A 15145-nucleotide genomic window follows, 5' to 3' on the forward strand; every position below is an offset into this window, starting at 1 on the left:
AAAAGAAGAAGGAAAAAAATACACAGGCTTTACACCTACTTCACATAGAGTTAATATTTATCCTTTATGATAGATAGTGAAGTGAATAGGTTACAGGTATAAAGGAAGAGAGACCGCAAATACAGAATGTTAGCTCAGGCATTCGAATATTTGTGGTCTCTCTTTTTTCGTTGGGAAGGAGTTGATGAACGAAATAGGTGTCATCTAAAATTCTATAAAAGGAGAAAAGATGTGATTACAATTCAAGATTACGATGTGTATGCTTTTGATTTAGACGGTACGATTTATGTTGAGAATATGCTTTTGCCTGGAGTGGCGGATACATTGGAGTATATCCGAAGCAGGGGGAAGAAGATTCGTTTTATTACGAATGCCTCGACAACATCAAGAGAGAGATGTAAGGAGCGGTTAGAGAGGCTTGGTCTTACTGTTCAGCTTGAGGAAGTGATTACCGCTCTCTATTTGACGGTTCAATACTTTAAGCAGCATCCATTAGCAAGGGTTTATGTTGTTGGGGATGAAAGAGTGAAAGATGAACTCCATCAACAAGGCATTGCAATAACGGATGAACCACGAAAAGCAACTCATGTGTTAGTTGGGCATGATCGAGCCTTTTCCTATAAGAAAATTCAGCACGCGATGGATGCCATTCATCATGGAGCAAGGCTCACAGTCATTAATCCCGATCCAACTTGTCCGGTAGCAGACGGTTACATACCTGATACGATGTCATTTGCGAAGGCTATTGAGGTGGCTAGTGGTAGGGCAATTGATCAGATCATTGGGAAGCCATCCGATTATTATGGGAATAGATTGTTAGATATAAGTGAAGCAGATCCGGGGCGTATACTAATTGTTGGAGATCGATTGGAAACAGATATCATGCTTGGAAAGTCAAATGGATTTTCCACCTGCCTCGTATTAACTGGGGTAGCTAGTAAACAGGATATTCGTGATTCTATCGTTAAGCCTGATTATGTTATAGAAAGTATAGGTGAACTATTTGCCTTAGAATTGCTTCTAAAATAGACTATCTTTACTAATTCATATAAGAACGGCTGAATCTCTTTTACTAGATAAGAGATTCAACCGTTTATTTTTTTGGTGAAATTTGGAAAGGGGCAGGCACCTTATTTCGAAATATCTCGTATTATTTAAAAGGCAATAGATTCCAGTAAGGATGGATTTTGATTTGCTACATATAAACAGAGGAGAGAGGTGTAGTCATGTTTAAAAAAGTTGCTTTTTTAACGACCGTAATCTTAGTTTTGTTGTCTTTGCGTGATGATACTGTAAGGGCTGAGGGGTACATCGTCAAGCCGGGGGATACGTTATTAAAAATTTCCGACGAGTATGGTTTATCCGTAGATACAATCGTTAACTTAAACCGATTGCAATCTACTATTCTTGAACCAGGTCAATACGTGGAACTTCCTGACATATATCGGGTAATGGTAGGGGATACCCTTTATAAAATATCTATGAAACTGGAAGTGTCTTTATCTGAGTTAAAAGAAGCCAATCCCGCTATGCAAAATCAGCGGTGGATCTACCCTGGACAAATCATCCATGTCCCTATAAATAATGGGATGGTATTCATGGGGGATTCAAGTGAAAAAAGAATTGCCCTCACATTTGATGATGGTCCAGAGAATACATATACCCCACAGATTTTAGAAATCTTACGACAGGAAAATGTCAAAGCTACCTTCTTTGTGGTGGGAGAAAGGGTTAGGGAGTACCCAGAACAGTTAAGGCGTATGTACAAGGACGGGCATGCGATAGGCAATCATACATGGAACCATCCCCATTTATCGAAGGTTAAGGACAAGGAATTTATAGAAAACATCCGGTCCACTTCTGAGGAAATAGAGAGAGTAATCGGGGTTAAACCAAACCTATTTCGCCCCCCATATGGAGAAATAAAAGACCATCAGTTGGAATGGTTACAGCAACAAGGTTATCAGTCCATCATGTGGACAGCAGACACTAAAGATTGGAGCGGAGTGTCAGCAGAAGATATTGTGTCTAAGGTGAAGCAAGAAGCTAATCCGGGAGTTATTGTGCTTCAACATAACTATCATGCAACTGGTCCCTTTGAAACGGTTCAAGCATTGTCTGTGATGATTGGTGAATTGCGCGAACAAGGCTATCAATTTGTTACCGTACCGGAACTTTTAGGTGACTAGGGGACTATTTTCATAGGATGAAACGTTTAGGATCCGGGTGTTTTTGCACTCGGTCTTTTTTGTTACAAGAAGGTAAATGTCATCGTTTACATTTTTTGTATCTGTTTCAGTAATGTAAATTTTCTCTAATGCTTTATTACAGAACTAGGAAAAAGGAGGGATTCGGTTCTACTTCCCAAATTAGTTATTGGAATAAATTGGAAGTAAAAGTTTTGTTTGATGAAGCCGAATCCACCTCCTTTTGATAAAAAGGAATAATAGCGAAATAGCGTGGAATGAAAAGATATATAGGAGAGGAATTTTGATTTTAAACGACAAAATTCAGATAATTGTAAAGCGCTTCCGTAGGGGCTTTTCATAGTGGGAGCCATTTAGGTCTCGGCAACTAGTAACCAATGTAATATTTTGTAATAAAAGCGGTTGGTAGGTAGGGAGGATGGTTTTGTCGAGAAACCCTTGTAAAAAATGATCTCCTATTGAAAGAATATGTAGTATAAAGTCACTTTTTAGAAAGGAGATTCTGTTCTTGGAGATATTTCTTATGAGTTTGTTTTACGTATGTTTGTTTTTCCCTGTTCTTCATTTGCTCCATTGTCTACCTTTGTTTCGGGTACAAGGAGAAAAGGAAAAGCACCATCCAACGTCTGAAAAGGGATTAAGTATTTTGATCCCATGTTTCAATGAAGAGGGAATTATAGCAACTTCCGTAAACAGCATGAAATCATTATCTTATCAAAATTTTGAGGTGATTTATGTTAATGATGGTTCGACCGATGCTACCTTTCAACTGTTACATGACGATTTAAAACTGGAACCGTGCTGGTTAAAACCTATACATAAATTACAACATCAGGAAATAGAAGGTATTTACCAGTCTAAGCTGTATTCCCATATCTATGTTGTGAATAAAGTGAATGGTGGGAAAGCCGATGCATTGAATGCCGGTATTGAATATTCGTCAAAAGAGTTGGTCGTTACCTTAGATGCGGATACCGTATTAACAAAGACGGCGCTAACCTCCATCAATAATAAATTTGCTGATGAGGATGTGGTTGCTGCAGGGGGAATGGTACATGTCCTACAAACCAAAACAGGTAAACCGTTGAGTAAGCTTTCCTTATCTAAAGCAAACATACTTGTGGGTGTTCAAATGCTTGATTTTCTTAAAGCATTTTACGTTACAAAAATATCGCTAGCGCGTTTCCAAGGATTGGCGATTATATCTGGGGCTTTTGGTATTTTTAATAAGAATCTGCTGATTAAAGTCGGTGGCTACCGTTCATCCGTAGGGGAGGACATTGATATTACCCTAAAAATTCAGCGGTATATATCCAAAAAGAAAAACAAAATGAGAAACAAGAAAATTGTGTTAATAACGGATGCTATCAGTTATACCGAATTACCTGAAACATGGAGAGATTTATTTAAGCAGCGAATACGCTGGCAAAAAGGGTATGTAGATTGTTTTGTTCACTTCTTTCCCTTTTTATTACGAACCGTATTGACCAGATCGGTGTCCTTTTTCTACATTGTTGAATCCTTTATTGTTGCGATTCTAGCAGCCTATGTAACGGTGGGAATTTTTACATATAATGCAGTTATGAATTTTTCCCTCGCTCTCGTTAGTTTTCTGGTTCTTTATTTGTTGTATATCATCTTATTTAATTTCATATACGATGTCTTGGCGATGATGCAAGTAAAGAGATATGGATTTACTTTAGAGAAAAAGGAAAGATTTCGTTTGTTCCGATTGATTGTATATGATGTTTTCGTTCATCGATTTGTAACCATGTACTTCGTTATGTACGGAAGTATTGCCTATTTCTTTAATAGAGATTGGAAAAAGGTTACACGAACAGGTAGAAATTATGAAACGGATGTTGCTTGACCGTTTAGGAGATTGGAATCTGTAGGTGAAAAATTATGAATAAAGATAGACTAAAAAAAATACTCCTGATTGTTCTAACTGGGTTTGGTGTTCTTCTAATTACTACCGGAAGTTATGCATGGAAGACATTCACATCCACCATTACCAATATTCAGGAAGAAATAGATTACCAAAAAAATCAAAAACGCTTGGAAAATATTGACTTAGAAGCGGGAGAACCGATAAGTCTACTTCTGATTGGGGTGGATGACCCTGGAGAAGAGGGCGACCCTTATCAACGTTCGGATGCCCTTATCTATGTAACCTTAAATCCACATACGGAGACAACGCATATGGTAAGTATTCCTCGCGATACCTACACGGAAATCGTTGGTCATGGAAAGAAAGATAAGATTACCCATTCTTATGCATTTGGTGGTACAAAAATGACGATTCGATCCGTGGAAAACTTTTTGAATGCTCGGGTGGATTATTTTGTGAAAGTAGATTTACGCGGACTTGAGGATATTGTGGATGCAGTGGGTGGAGTGGAAGTAAATAACGATTTCAAATTTACCTATCATGATATTACTTTTGAGAAGGGTCCGATTCACCTGAATGGAAAAGAAGTAAAAGAATATACCGTCATGCGAAAAGATGACCCACGGGGAGATTTCGGTCGTCAAGAAAGACAACGAAAGGTCATTAAAGCCATCGTAGAAAAAGGGACCACCTTAACGGGTTTAACATCATCCATTTCTAATTTTGAAGAGATATTTGCTGCCATTGAAGATAACGTTAGAACCAATATGGACTTGGAAGCTATGTGGAATATACAGCGTAATTATCAAGATTCCCTAAATCACATAGTGGAACACGAAATCTCTGGGAAAGGCGGAGAAATCAACAAGACCTATTATTTTATGGCGGATCAAGAAAAATTAAAGAAAGTCTCTAAGGAATTGAACAAACAGTTGGAAAAATAGTTATGGAGTCCACATAAACCGCTGTCCATAAATAAGGCTATGTTCAAAAACAATGCAGTAGATGCGCTTTATACAGAAAGTAGTTGATTCATTCCATGGCTAATTATTTATTTTTAAGAGGGAACCGAAACAAAGGATTTTTTATCGATATAGCAAAAGAGCTTAGACGGAGAGGCCACCAATGCTTTCAAATGAAATTTGAGTTAGGTGAACTTTTGTTTAAAAGTAACATGCATACGATATATGCGCCCTTTCATCTTTCCAAAAAGGAATATCCCATAACGGATGATACGTTACGACAATTAAAAATCTATAACATTACGTATAAGAAGAAAATGCTAAATAAACGTACTACAACGAAAGAACTCAAGCTGTATAAGCAGTATATGCATTTGATTGATCAGTACATCGAAGACAACCAAATCGATAGGATCTGTCTTTTTAATGGCTATCATTGGATTGATCAAGTGACGAAGGTGATTGCGGAAAAACGAGGATTAAAAACCTACATTTTTGAGGATGGTATCTTCCGGCCATATACCCTGACTTGTGATGAAAAAGGAATCAACGCAGATAGCTCTGTTCCAAGGGATATAACGTTTTATGACGCACTGAAATTGGATTCTATTAGACTAAAACGTTATTTATTTCAACCAGAAAATCAGGAACTAGAAAACAAGACAAAAGAGAATTTATTTCTCGTAGCCTTTGTAAAAGCAATTAATATGCTTGGTGATTTGCTGAAACTGAGTCCTAAGCTATATGCACATATTACCTGGTGGCAGGCCATTAAATACTTTATCTATAAAAAAACCTTTCCAATACGACGGGAGGACACATTGGTATGCCCGAAAGAATATATATTTCTGCCATTCCAAGTGGCTAGAGATACACAAATTCTATATAACTCTCCAGCTATAAAAAGCATGGAGCAATTCGTGGAGGTGGTGCTAACCGCAGTAGAGGAAATCAACGCTTCTCAAAAACGTGATATAAAACTGATCATCAAAGAACATCCGGAAGACATGAGCCGTAATCGCTACCGGAAGCTTAAATGGAGATTTAAGAATAATGGCAATGTCATTTTTGTTCAAAAATATAACCTGAATAAACTTATAGCGGGCTCCATGGCGGTTGTAACGATTAATTCCACCGTTGGAATAGAAGCCATCGCCCAGCATAAACACGTCATAACCCTTGGAGAAGCCTCCTATAATATCGAAGGAGTAGCAACAAACTGCAAGGACCCAAACGACTTGGTAGATGTGTTAAAAGAAGTATTAGAATCACCTGTTAACAAGGAAAGAATAGATAAATTTTTGTATTACATGAGGTTTGAATATCAAATAGAAGGAACCATTAATGCAAGGAGTAACATAACAGCTCAAAATGTAGCTAATCGGATATCTCCTTAGATTACATGTATGATTGGTGCATTTACTCGCTACGGAAATACAATGCCCGGAGCGAAAATCAACTAAGCTGACGCTATTTCCAATTTTTTATCAACTATAATTAAAGAACCAAATAAAAAGAAAAACTAAACGAGGTGTATAAATTTGAAAGTAATTGGTGTCATTCCAGCTAGATATGGATCATCACGATTTCCTGGTAAGCCACTAGCATTGATTCATGGAAAACCGATGATTCAAAGAGTATACGAACAAGTGGCTCAAAGTAAGAAGCTTGATCAAGTTGTCGTTGCAACAGACCATGAAAAGATTAAGGAAGCAGTAGAAACGTTCGGTGGACAAGTTGTCATGACGAGTACGGAACATGATACTGGATCCGATCGCATAGCAGAAGTAACGAATAAGGTAGACGGAGATTTCTATGTCAATATTCAAGGGGATGAACCACTTATTCGCTATGAATTAATTGACTCGCTTGTGGAAGCGGCCAAACAAGCACCAAACGCAGTGGTTACAGCCAAAACACAGATTACTAGTTTGGAAGAGGTAGAGAATCCCAATGTGGTAAAAGTGGTTACGGACGCACATGGCTATGCATTATATTTTTCCAGATCTCCTATTCCGTACAACCGAGCCAATCATAAGGTGAGTTATTACAAACATCTTGGTATTTATGGCTACCCGAAAGCCGTTATTAATGCGTTTGTTCAGTTACCGACATCTGAATTGGAAGAAATAGAAGTATTGGAACAACATCGCCTGCTCAATCATGGATATGACATCAAAGTGGTAGAAACAACCTATCATGCGATTGGCGTTGACACACCGGAAGACATTGAAAAAGTAGAAAACCTATTAGGAGGAGTACAACATGTCTAAAACAGTAAAAGTAAATGAAGCAATCACATTTGGAGGAAATAACCCATTCGTTTTAATCGCTGGACCATGTGTGATTGAAAATGAATCACTCATCATGGATACTGCAGGACAACTGAAAGAAATCACATCAAAGCTAAATATACCCTTTATTTTCAAGGCTTCGTATGACAAGGCGAACCGCTCATCCATCCATTCGTTTCGAGGACCGGGAATGGAGGAAGGGCTAGAGATTTTGGCCAAAGTGAAGGAACGTTTCGATGTTCCAGTAACATCCGATATTCATGAACCCGCTCAAGCAGAAAGGGCAGCAGAAGTATTGGACATTCTGCAAATTCCTGCTTTTCTATGCCGCCAAACCGATTTATTGGTTGCTGCAGCGAAAACAGGGAAGGTAGTCAATGTGAAAAAAGGACAATTTCTTGCCCCATGGGATATGAAAAATGTGGTCCATAAACTAAAGGAATCAGACAACGAACAAGTACTACTAACCGAACGTGGCTCCACTTTTGGATACAATAATCTAGTTGTGGATATGCGTTCCTTGATAGAGATGCGCTCATTGGGAGCACCTGTCGTATTTGATGCTACGCATAGTGTGCAAATTCCAGGCGGAAATGGAACATCTACAGGTGGAAAGAGTGAATATGTACCCTATTTATCAAGAGCAGCAGCTGCAGTAGGTGTGGATGCGCTATTTATGGAGGTGCACCCAAATCCAGCTGAGGCAAAATCGGACGGGCCAAATATGGTAAAACTGGATGAATTAGAAGAAGTATTAAAGCCTATAGTGGAAATCGATCGATTCATTAAATCCTAACGTAATCATGAACAGGAGGAATTGCTCATGCAACAAGCGGTTGAAACAAGAGTAGATTATTTACGTAGTGTGAAGGAAGTATTGGCAAAGGAAGCAAATGCGATATTAGAACTGAGAGATATTATTGGGCAATCGATTGAAGAGGCAATTAGAATCATCCTGGCATGTAAAGGTAGAGTCATTATCACTGGTATTGGAAAATCGGGAATTATTGGCCGGAAAATAAATGCAACCATGGCTAGCACAGGGACACCTTCTTTGTTTTTGCACCCATCGGAGGGGCTGCACGGTGATTTAGGAATGGTGACAAAAGAAGATGTCGTCCTAGCCATTTCGAATAGTGGAGAATCAGAGGAAGTTCTTCAACTTCTTCCCTCCATTAAAAAGATTGGTTCCACATTGATTTCCATTACAAAAAATCCCCATTCTACCTTAGGTATTAAATCTGATGTGGTTTTATGTATCGGAAATGTGCAAGAAGCATGTCCTTTAGGATTAGCTCCAACATCGAGTACGACGGTAACACTGGCATTGGGGGATGCAATGGCAGTTGCCCTCTTAGAAGCAAGAGGGTTTCAAAAAGAAGACTTCGCCTTATTTCATCCCGCTGGTTCGTTAGGAAGAAAATTACTACTGACCGTTAATGATGTAGTAGAGTCGACTGGATATAATCCAGTCGTTAGTGAAACAGCTACAGTCAAAGATGCGCTTTTTCAAATGACTGCACAAGGAATTGGTGGCGTTTCTATAGTTAATGAGGATGGAAAGCTTGTCGGTATTCTGACAGATGGGGATATTCGGCGGGCGATGACCGTATCCAATCATGTATTTAATAAATACGTAGCAGCATTATTTAATCCTTCCCCTATTTATATTAAGCAAGGTGCTTTAGCACAGGAAGCAATTCCTCTTATGGAAAATAATAAAGTGAATGTCCTGCCTGTCGTTGATCTTGCACATCGTCCGATTGCAATGATTCAAGTACGGGATCTGATGAATTTGGGCTTATAAGGAGGTTAGCAATGAATATTAAATTAATGGTATTTGATGTAGATGGTGTTTTAACAGATGGAAAGCTTTTCATTGGTTCAGATGGAGAGGAATATAAAGCATTTCATACCCAAGATGGCATGGGAATAAGCTTGGCCCATTATACCGGTATCAAAACAGCCATTATTACAGGTAGAAAATCGGACGCTGTAACCAAGCGAGCGAATGAACTACACATCGATCATATCTACCAGGGAATCCACGATAAAGTAAAAGTACTTAAAGAACTGAAGAAGGATCTGGGGATCGAATGGGAAGAAATCTGTTATATAGGTGATGACATCAATGACATACCGATACTGGATGTAGTCGGTTTTCCATGTGCACCAAACAATGCAGTTGCCATTGTAAAGGAACATGTGACCTATACCGCCAAGGCAAATGGCGGGGAAGGAGCTGTTCGGGAAATTATTGATCATATTCTATCAGCTCAGGAAAATTATGATGCAATCATTCAAGACTATCTGGCACGAAAAGTAAGCATGCGTCAATAGTCAAATATCGAAATGAGGAGTGGGGACTTCGTGAATTGTCCAATTTGTGAAAAACATCAAAACAGAAAGGCTATTATCGATGAGAAGGAGAATTGGGTGATTTCACATGGCCCATTGTCTTCTCAGTTGCTAGGCTATATTTATTTGGAACCAAAAAGACATGTGGAAGATTGGGCCCAATTTACAGAAGAAGAATTAGCTGAAATGGGTGCTCTTATGAAAGAAGTAGAAGAAGCAATCCAAAAAATATTACCTATCGATCGGCTTTACATGGTGGCCATCAGTGAAGCGGTTAGGCATTTGCATGTACATCTCATACCAAGGGAGGAAGGGATGAAGGTGAAAGGTACTGCCTTGATTGAACAGGCCACCCAGCAGAAGGTGAAATCTACTGCAACGGTTACACACGAACAGTTGGAACAGTTTTGTAATCAGCTTCGGATCCAACTATCGATATAAAGAAAATACATACTAAGGTGTTATGTCATGGCTTCAAAAGTTTGGGAAAACAAAGATTTTATCAAAACACTCTCCAAAAGAGAGATTATATCCAAGTACAAACAATCACTACTGGGTAAGTTATGGATATTAATAGAACCCATGGGCTTAATGATTGTGCTAAGCCTTGTGTTTTCTGTTTTTGTTCGAGTACCTAGTGAAGGGGTGCCATATGCAGCTTTTTTATTCGTGGCTTTGCTTCCTTGGCTGTACTTTAATAAGGCTGTTGGCGCCTCATCGAAAATCATCGTGACTAGCGCAGGCTTAATTAGGCAACGGAACTTTTACCGGCCAGCACTGGTTTTCATTAAGCTATTGTCGGAGACCATTAATTTCGGAATTACATTAATTGGACTGGTTATCGTGTTAGGCTATTACCACATTATACCGGGTGTCAATGCGTTGTACGCTATTCCCATATTAATGATTCAAATCATCATGATGCTGGGACTCATGCTGTTTTTGTCAGCAGCAAATGCTTATGTTCGGGATGTAGGATTAGTCGCACCCATTATTTTACGATTAGGACGTTATTTATCCCCGATTATGTATTCCTTTCATACCATTCCAGCGCCCATTCAGCCCATTATGGCATTCAATCCATTGGCTGGAATTTTCGATGGATATCGACAAGCCATATTGCATAATCAAGTCCCAGATATGAAGATGCTACTCTATTCCTTTCTATTTAGTATCGTTGTATTTCTGGTTGGCTTGGTTACGTTTAAACTGTTAGAGAAAAATTTTGCAGATGTTGTATAAGGGTGATAAAAAATGGAAGATTACGCCATTCACTTAGAGAATGTTGGAAAAAAATATAAAGAAAATGCTAGCCGATTATTTAATGTCCGCGATAAATTGCTTTTTAGAAAAGCGAAGAAACAGGACAGGTGGTCTATTAAAGATGTTACGCTCTCGATTCGAAAAGGGGAATCGGTTGCGATAATTGGGGACAATGGTTCTGGTAAAAGTACGTTGCTGAGAATGATATTAGGTGTTACCTCTCCAACAACAGGAAAGGTGACGGTGAATGGGCGAATAGGTGGTCTGATTGAGTTGGGTGCCGGATTTCAAAAGGAATTATCTGGACGGGAAAACATCTATATGAACGGCGTTGTCCTCGGTTTAACAGAAAAGGAAATTGATCAAGTGATGGATGACATTATTGCGTTTTCTGAGTTGGAACATCATATAGACAAGCCAATAAAAACTTTCTCTTCTGGAATGAAGGTCAGACTAGGTTTTTCCATTGCCATTCATGTTCATTCCGATATCGTATTGCTGGATGAAGTATTGGCAGTTGGAGATAAACATTTTCGCAAAAAAGCGTTACAGGCCATCAGACAATTTCTGAAAGGGAAAACCATTGTGTTTGTTTCCCATAGTGCACATCAAGTGCGAGCGGTTTGTGAAAAAGCGATTGTTCTTGACCAAGGAGAAGTCGTTTATTTTGGGGATGTAGATTCGGCATTAGATCTTTATGAAAATGAAATAGTAGAAAGGAAGGACAAAGAGATTGAAGAAAAAAACAACAAATATCGTAAAAAAGACTCTATCACAACTTAACCTATCCAAACCTGAAACTAAGTCTCCTCAAAAAATTCCTTATGAAAAAGTAGGAAGTAATTGGAATGATGCAGAAAAGCCGATTGCATTTATGTATGGTTTTAACCCCTGGAAACGAGAACATATCAGTCATGTTTTCCCGGAATACCGAACGGCTTTTGTGTTTGGTAATGCGGATTTGAATCGCCTTATGCCCTATTTTCCAAGTGACGGCCACATGGTGTTTATTGTCTGGGGATATAAGGAACCTACTAAAATTAGAAAGTATGCAAAAGAAAAAGGCATTCAAATCATCCGAACCGAAGATGGTTTTGTTCGTTCCCTTGGTTTAGGTGCGGGACACAGTTTGCCAATGTCTGTCGTTGCGGATGAGAAGGGTCTTTATTATAACGCACAAAAGCCTTCCGAGCTGGAGCATATTCTCCTACAGTATGATTTTGCTGCTCATCAGAATTTATTAGAAAACGCCAAAGCAAGTATGGAAAAACTTATACAGGCAGGGGTTAGTAAGTATAATCATGTGGGTAAAACGAACGTCAAAAAAATTTACGGAGAGAAAACCAACAAGCGGATATTAGTCATTGGTCAGGTCGAGGAAGATGCTTCCATTCAATACGGTTGTGATCGGGAAATGACGAATAATGATTTGGTATGGGCAGCGTATCGTGAAAATCCAGATGCCGAGATTATTTACAAACCACATCCCGACGTTTTAACGGGCCATCGAAATATGGTTTCTGATCCAGAGGATGTTTCACATGTTGCCAAGGTCGTGACAGAGCCTTTAGGTATAGTGGACGCGCTAGAGACGATTGATCATGTGTATACGATTACGTCACTGGCAGGATTTGAAGCGTTAATGAGAGGGATTACGGTCACCTGTTTCGGGATGCCTTTTTATGCAGGGTGGGGGTTAACCGATGACAGACAGGCGAATAAACGGCGTAATCGAAAATTAACCTTGGAGGAATTATTTGCTGGTGCCTATATACTGTATCCAAGATATATCAGCTTACAAACGAATAAATTGATAGATTGTAAGCAAGCGATTGATGAATTAATGGAACAAATAGAAAAGGACCGGCTTCAAAAGGAAGAGGAATACAAGCAGAAACTATTAAAAAAGAAAGATAAAACGAAAAAGCCTTTTGTAGAAGTAGGAGAGAACTGGGAAGATGATACAGAAGAGAAGCCAATCGCGTATATGTTTGGCTTTAATCCCTGGAAACGAGAGCATATCAGTCGCTTCTTCCCAGAATATCGAACGGCATTTGCATTCGGGAAGACGGACTTAGAGAAACTATTGCCTTATATAATTGATGACCCCCATTTCGTATTTATTGTCTGGGGATTTAAGGAACCGGACGATATTAGAGAGTATGCAGAATCTCATCAAATTAAATTAATTCGAACGGAAGATGGCTTTGTTCGCTCCCTTGGTTTAGGTGCGGGACATAGTTTACCAATGTCCATTGTGGCTGATGAGCAAACATTGTATTTTGATTCCCGCAGTCCATCTGATTTAGAGCAGATTCTACAAACCTATGATTTTAAGGGTCAACCCGAATTATTGGAAACAGCTAAACGGAATATCGAAAAGCTCAACTATACTGGTATTAGTAAATATAATCATGTTGGTCCAACAGATATAGAAAAAATCTACGGGAAGAAAACGAAGAAGCGGATTTTAGTCATTGGACAGGTAGAGGAAGATGCTTCGATAAAGTATGGCTGTGATCGGGAAATTACCAATAATGATTTGGTATGGGCAGCATATCGTGAAAATCCAGATGCCGAGATTATTTATAAGCCCCATCCTGATGTATTAACCGGTCATCGGAACATGATCTCTGACCCCATGGCGGTCGCACATATCGCTCATGTTGTAACAGAACCGTTAAGTTTAGTGGATTCACTAAAAACCATTGATCATGTTTACACAATTACTTCCTTATCCGGATTTGAAGCATTAATCAGAGGTATAAGCGTGACTTGTTTTGGCTCCCCTTTTTATGCAGGGTGGGGGCTCACGGATGATAGACAACCAAATGATCGACGTAATCGAAAACTGACAATAGAGGAATTATTTGCGGGAGCCTATTTAGTTTATCCAAGATATATTAGTCTAGAAACAAATCAATTAATCGATTGTGACCGAACCATAGATGAACTCCTCTCAACGAAAATAAATCATATGATGAAGGAAGTATCGGAAAGCAATAATGAATTAGCAATAGCTGATTTGGAACAGCTAATCCAAAAAGCGGTTGAGTTAGAAGTGGATATTCAGAATAACTACTTACGATTAGCGAAATTATCGGAGATGAAAAAAGATTTCCATACGAGTATTCGGTATTACCAAATGGTTCTGCAGTCTTGTGAAAACCAGACACAAAAGGCTGAGATTAGCTATAAAATAGCGGAATTAAAGATAAAAGTTGGAGATTTTCATGACGTAAAAGATTATTTATATACTGCGATGAATTTGCTGAATGATTATTCGTCTCTCGTTCTATTAGTAAATTATGTATGGGAGAATGAGGGCTTGACACCAGAGTGCATGGATTTAGTGAAGCGATTAGAAGCTAGAACCAATCAACTGTCAGCAGAGGAATACCTTCTTTTAGCAGCCATTTACAATGATTGCGGATTCTATCAAAAAGCTCTTACATTGGTGGAAAAGGCTTTGAATCTGGATAGCAATGTCATGAAAAAGTGCAGATATCTAGCATTAATAGCGATGGTAGATTTTAGAGCTCCGGAATTAATAGGGAATTCTGCTATTGAAAATGTATATTTCCATGAATTAAAACGTTTTGAAGGAAGCTTTGAACAGCTAATCCGAGAGGCGGAGGGTGACATTTGTGTGGTGGGGAACCAACCTTCAAGTAAGGATATAGGGAACGGGGAACGGGTGAATCACACAAGATTAGTTATTCGGGTTGATGATTATTCTATAGAATACCCTAAGTACCTTAGTTATGGTACCAAAACAAATATATGGGTGAAACAACCAACCTATGAAAAGAGTTATCGAAGAAATGTAAAGGACTTGGATCTAGTAGTAATCAGTGGGGCGAATGTGGAACATACTCATGAACATGGTGTCGACCTTTTCATTGATTTTTTAGATGCAGAAAAACCAGTACAGACGATACCACATCCGATATATACGGAACTAGTTGGAAAATTAGGTGCGAAACCTAGTACAGAATTGCTTGTTTTATATTGGATCTATAAAATTCAAGGTCCTATTCCTCGAGAGAATATAGTAGGCTTTTCCAACGAGAATCCAATAGAAATGTCTATCGTTGAAAGTATCACTTTACATGACTATGTCCAGCCGTTGACGAGATAGGATAGGAAAAATGGATGAAGCATATGAAC

General features: G+C 38.8%; 14 protein-coding genes. 13 read left to right on the forward strand and 1 reads right to left on the reverse strand.

Annotation, left to right across the window (positions count from 1 at the left end; genetic code table 11):
* Nucleotides 1-231: 231 nt before the first annotated feature.
* Both CAO17_RS01480 and CAO17_RS01485 read left to right on the forward strand, forming a co-directional pair.
* On the forward strand, nucleotides 232-1029 hold the full coding sequence (locus tag CAO17_RS01480; protein ID WP_085991075.1) for an HAD-IIA family hydrolase: 798 nt from the start codon (nucleotides 232-234) through the stop codon (nucleotides 1027-1029).
* Nucleotides 1030-1226: 197 nt separating this feature from the next.
* Entirely contained in the window at nucleotides 1227-2189 is a 963-nt protein-coding gene (locus tag CAO17_RS01485; protein ID WP_085991076.1) for a polysaccharide deacetylase family protein, read from the forward strand.
* A 539-nt stretch (nucleotides 2190-2728) separates the two neighbouring features.
* On the opposite strand, the gene CAO17_RS21810 is transcribed toward CAO17_RS01485, so the two are convergent.
* Nucleotides 2729-2863, reverse strand: a complete 135-nt coding sequence (locus tag CAO17_RS21810) for a hypothetical protein (protein WP_281252902.1) — start codon at nucleotides 2861-2863, stop codon at nucleotides 2729-2731.
* A 41-nt stretch (nucleotides 2864-2904) separates the two neighbouring features.
* Between CAO17_RS21810 and CAO17_RS01490 the strand changes: the two genes are divergently transcribed.
* The 11 genes from CAO17_RS01490 (at nucleotide 2905) to CAO17_RS01540 (ending at nucleotide 15116) form a co-directional block, all read left to right on the forward strand.
* Nucleotides 2905-4077, forward strand: a complete 1173-nt coding sequence (locus tag CAO17_RS01490) for a glycosyltransferase family 2 protein (protein ID WP_245831737.1) — start codon at nucleotides 2905-2907, stop codon at nucleotides 4075-4077.
* A 35-nt stretch (nucleotides 4078-4112) separates the two neighbouring features.
* Nucleotides 4113-5042 (forward strand): LCP family glycopolymer transferase, encoded by a 930-nt coding sequence (locus tag CAO17_RS01495; protein WP_085991078.1) that lies wholly within the window; start codon nucleotides 4113-4115, stop codon nucleotides 5040-5042.
* Between the two features lie 191 nt (nucleotides 5043-5233).
* A complete protein-coding gene (locus CAO17_RS01500) occupies nucleotides 5234-6457 on the forward strand; it encodes a capsular polysaccharide export protein, LipB/KpsS family (protein ID WP_218775517.1) in 1224 nt (407 codons plus the stop codon).
* Nucleotides 6458-6601: 144 nt separating this feature from the next.
* Complete coding sequence (gene kdsB / locus CAO17_RS01505; RefSeq protein WP_085991080.1) at nucleotides 6602-7333, forward strand: 3-deoxy-manno-octulosonate cytidylyltransferase; 732 nt, start codon at nucleotides 6602-6604, stop codon at nucleotides 7331-7333.
* A complete protein-coding gene (gene kdsA, locus CAO17_RS01510) occupies nucleotides 7326-8150 on the forward strand; it encodes a 3-deoxy-8-phosphooctulonate synthase (protein WP_085991081.1) in 825 nt (274 codons plus the stop codon). Before kdsB ends, kdsA begins: the two co-directional genes overlap by 8 nt.
* 27 nt (nucleotides 8151-8177) lie before the next feature.
* Nucleotides 8178-9161, forward strand: a complete 984-nt coding sequence (locus CAO17_RS01515) for a KpsF/GutQ family sugar-phosphate isomerase (RefSeq protein ID WP_085991082.1) — start codon at nucleotides 8178-8180, stop codon at nucleotides 9159-9161.
* An 11-nt stretch (nucleotides 9162-9172) separates the two neighbouring features.
* A complete protein-coding gene (locus CAO17_RS01520; RefSeq protein ID WP_085991083.1) occupies nucleotides 9173-9694 on the forward strand; it encodes a KdsC family phosphatase in 522 nt (173 codons plus the stop codon).
* 30 nt (nucleotides 9695-9724) lie between these two features.
* Nucleotides 9725-10153 carry an HIT family protein gene (locus CAO17_RS01525; RefSeq protein ID WP_085991084.1) on the forward strand — a complete coding sequence of 143 codons (429 nt, stop codon included), beginning with the start codon at nucleotides 9725-9727 and terminating at the stop codon, nucleotides 10151-10153.
* 27 nt (nucleotides 10154-10180) lie between these two features.
* Nucleotides 10181-10954 (forward strand): ABC transporter permease, encoded by a 774-nt coding sequence (locus CAO17_RS01530; protein ID WP_085991085.1) that lies wholly within the window; start codon nucleotides 10181-10183, stop codon nucleotides 10952-10954.
* Between the two features lie 12 nt (nucleotides 10955-10966).
* Nucleotides 10967-11758 (forward strand): ABC transporter ATP-binding protein, encoded by a 792-nt coding sequence (locus CAO17_RS01535; protein ID WP_085991086.1) that lies wholly within the window; start codon nucleotides 10967-10969, stop codon nucleotides 11756-11758.
* Complete coding sequence (locus CAO17_RS01540; RefSeq protein WP_085991087.1) at nucleotides 11709-15116, forward strand: capsular polysaccharide export protein, LipB/KpsS family; 3408 nt, start codon at nucleotides 11709-11711, stop codon at nucleotides 15114-15116. Before CAO17_RS01535 ends, CAO17_RS01540 begins: the two co-directional genes overlap by 50 nt.
* Nucleotides 15117-15145 lie beyond the last annotated feature (29 nt).

This window comes from Oceanobacillus senegalensis (genome assembly GCF_900176885.1).
GTDB lineage: Bacteria > Bacillota > Bacilli > Bacillales > Amphibacillaceae > Oceanobacillus > Oceanobacillus senegalensis.

Bases quoted from the DNA above. Each gene is read 5' to 3' on its own strand.
- CAO17_RS01485 (WP_085991076.1), top strand. From the start codon at position 1,227: ATGTTTAAAAAAGTTGCTTTTTTAACGACCGTAATCTTAGTTTTGTTG.
- CAO17_RS21810 (WP_281252902.1), bottom strand. From the start codon at position 2,863: ATGGGATCAAAATACTTAATCCCTTTTCAGACGTTGGATGGTGCTTTT.
- CAO17_RS01490 (WP_245831737.1), top strand. From the start codon at position 2,905: ATGAAATCATTATCTTATCAAAATTTTGAGGTGATTTATGTTAATGAT.
- CAO17_RS01495 (WP_085991078.1), top strand. From the start codon at position 4,113: ATGAATAAAGATAGACTAAAAAAAATACTCCTGATTGTTCTAACTGGG.
- CAO17_RS01500 (WP_218775517.1), top strand. From the start codon at position 5,234: ATGAAATTTGAGTTAGGTGAACTTTTGTTTAAAAGTAACATGCATACG.
- kdsA (WP_085991081.1), top strand. From the start codon at position 7,326: ATGTCTAAAACAGTAAAAGTAAATGAAGCAATCACATTTGGAGGAAAT.
- CAO17_RS01515 (WP_085991082.1), top strand. From the start codon at position 8,178: ATGCAACAAGCGGTTGAAACAAGAGTAGATTATTTACGTAGTGTGAAG.
- CAO17_RS01520 (WP_085991083.1), top strand. From the start codon at position 9,173: ATGAATATTAAATTAATGGTATTTGATGTAGATGGTGTTTTAACAGAT.
- CAO17_RS01530 (WP_085991085.1), top strand. From the start codon at position 10,181: ATGGCTTCAAAAGTTTGGGAAAACAAAGATTTTATCAAAACACTCTCC.
- CAO17_RS01535 (WP_085991086.1), top strand. From the start codon at position 10,967: ATGGAAGATTACGCCATTCACTTAGAGAATGTTGGAAAAAAATATAAA.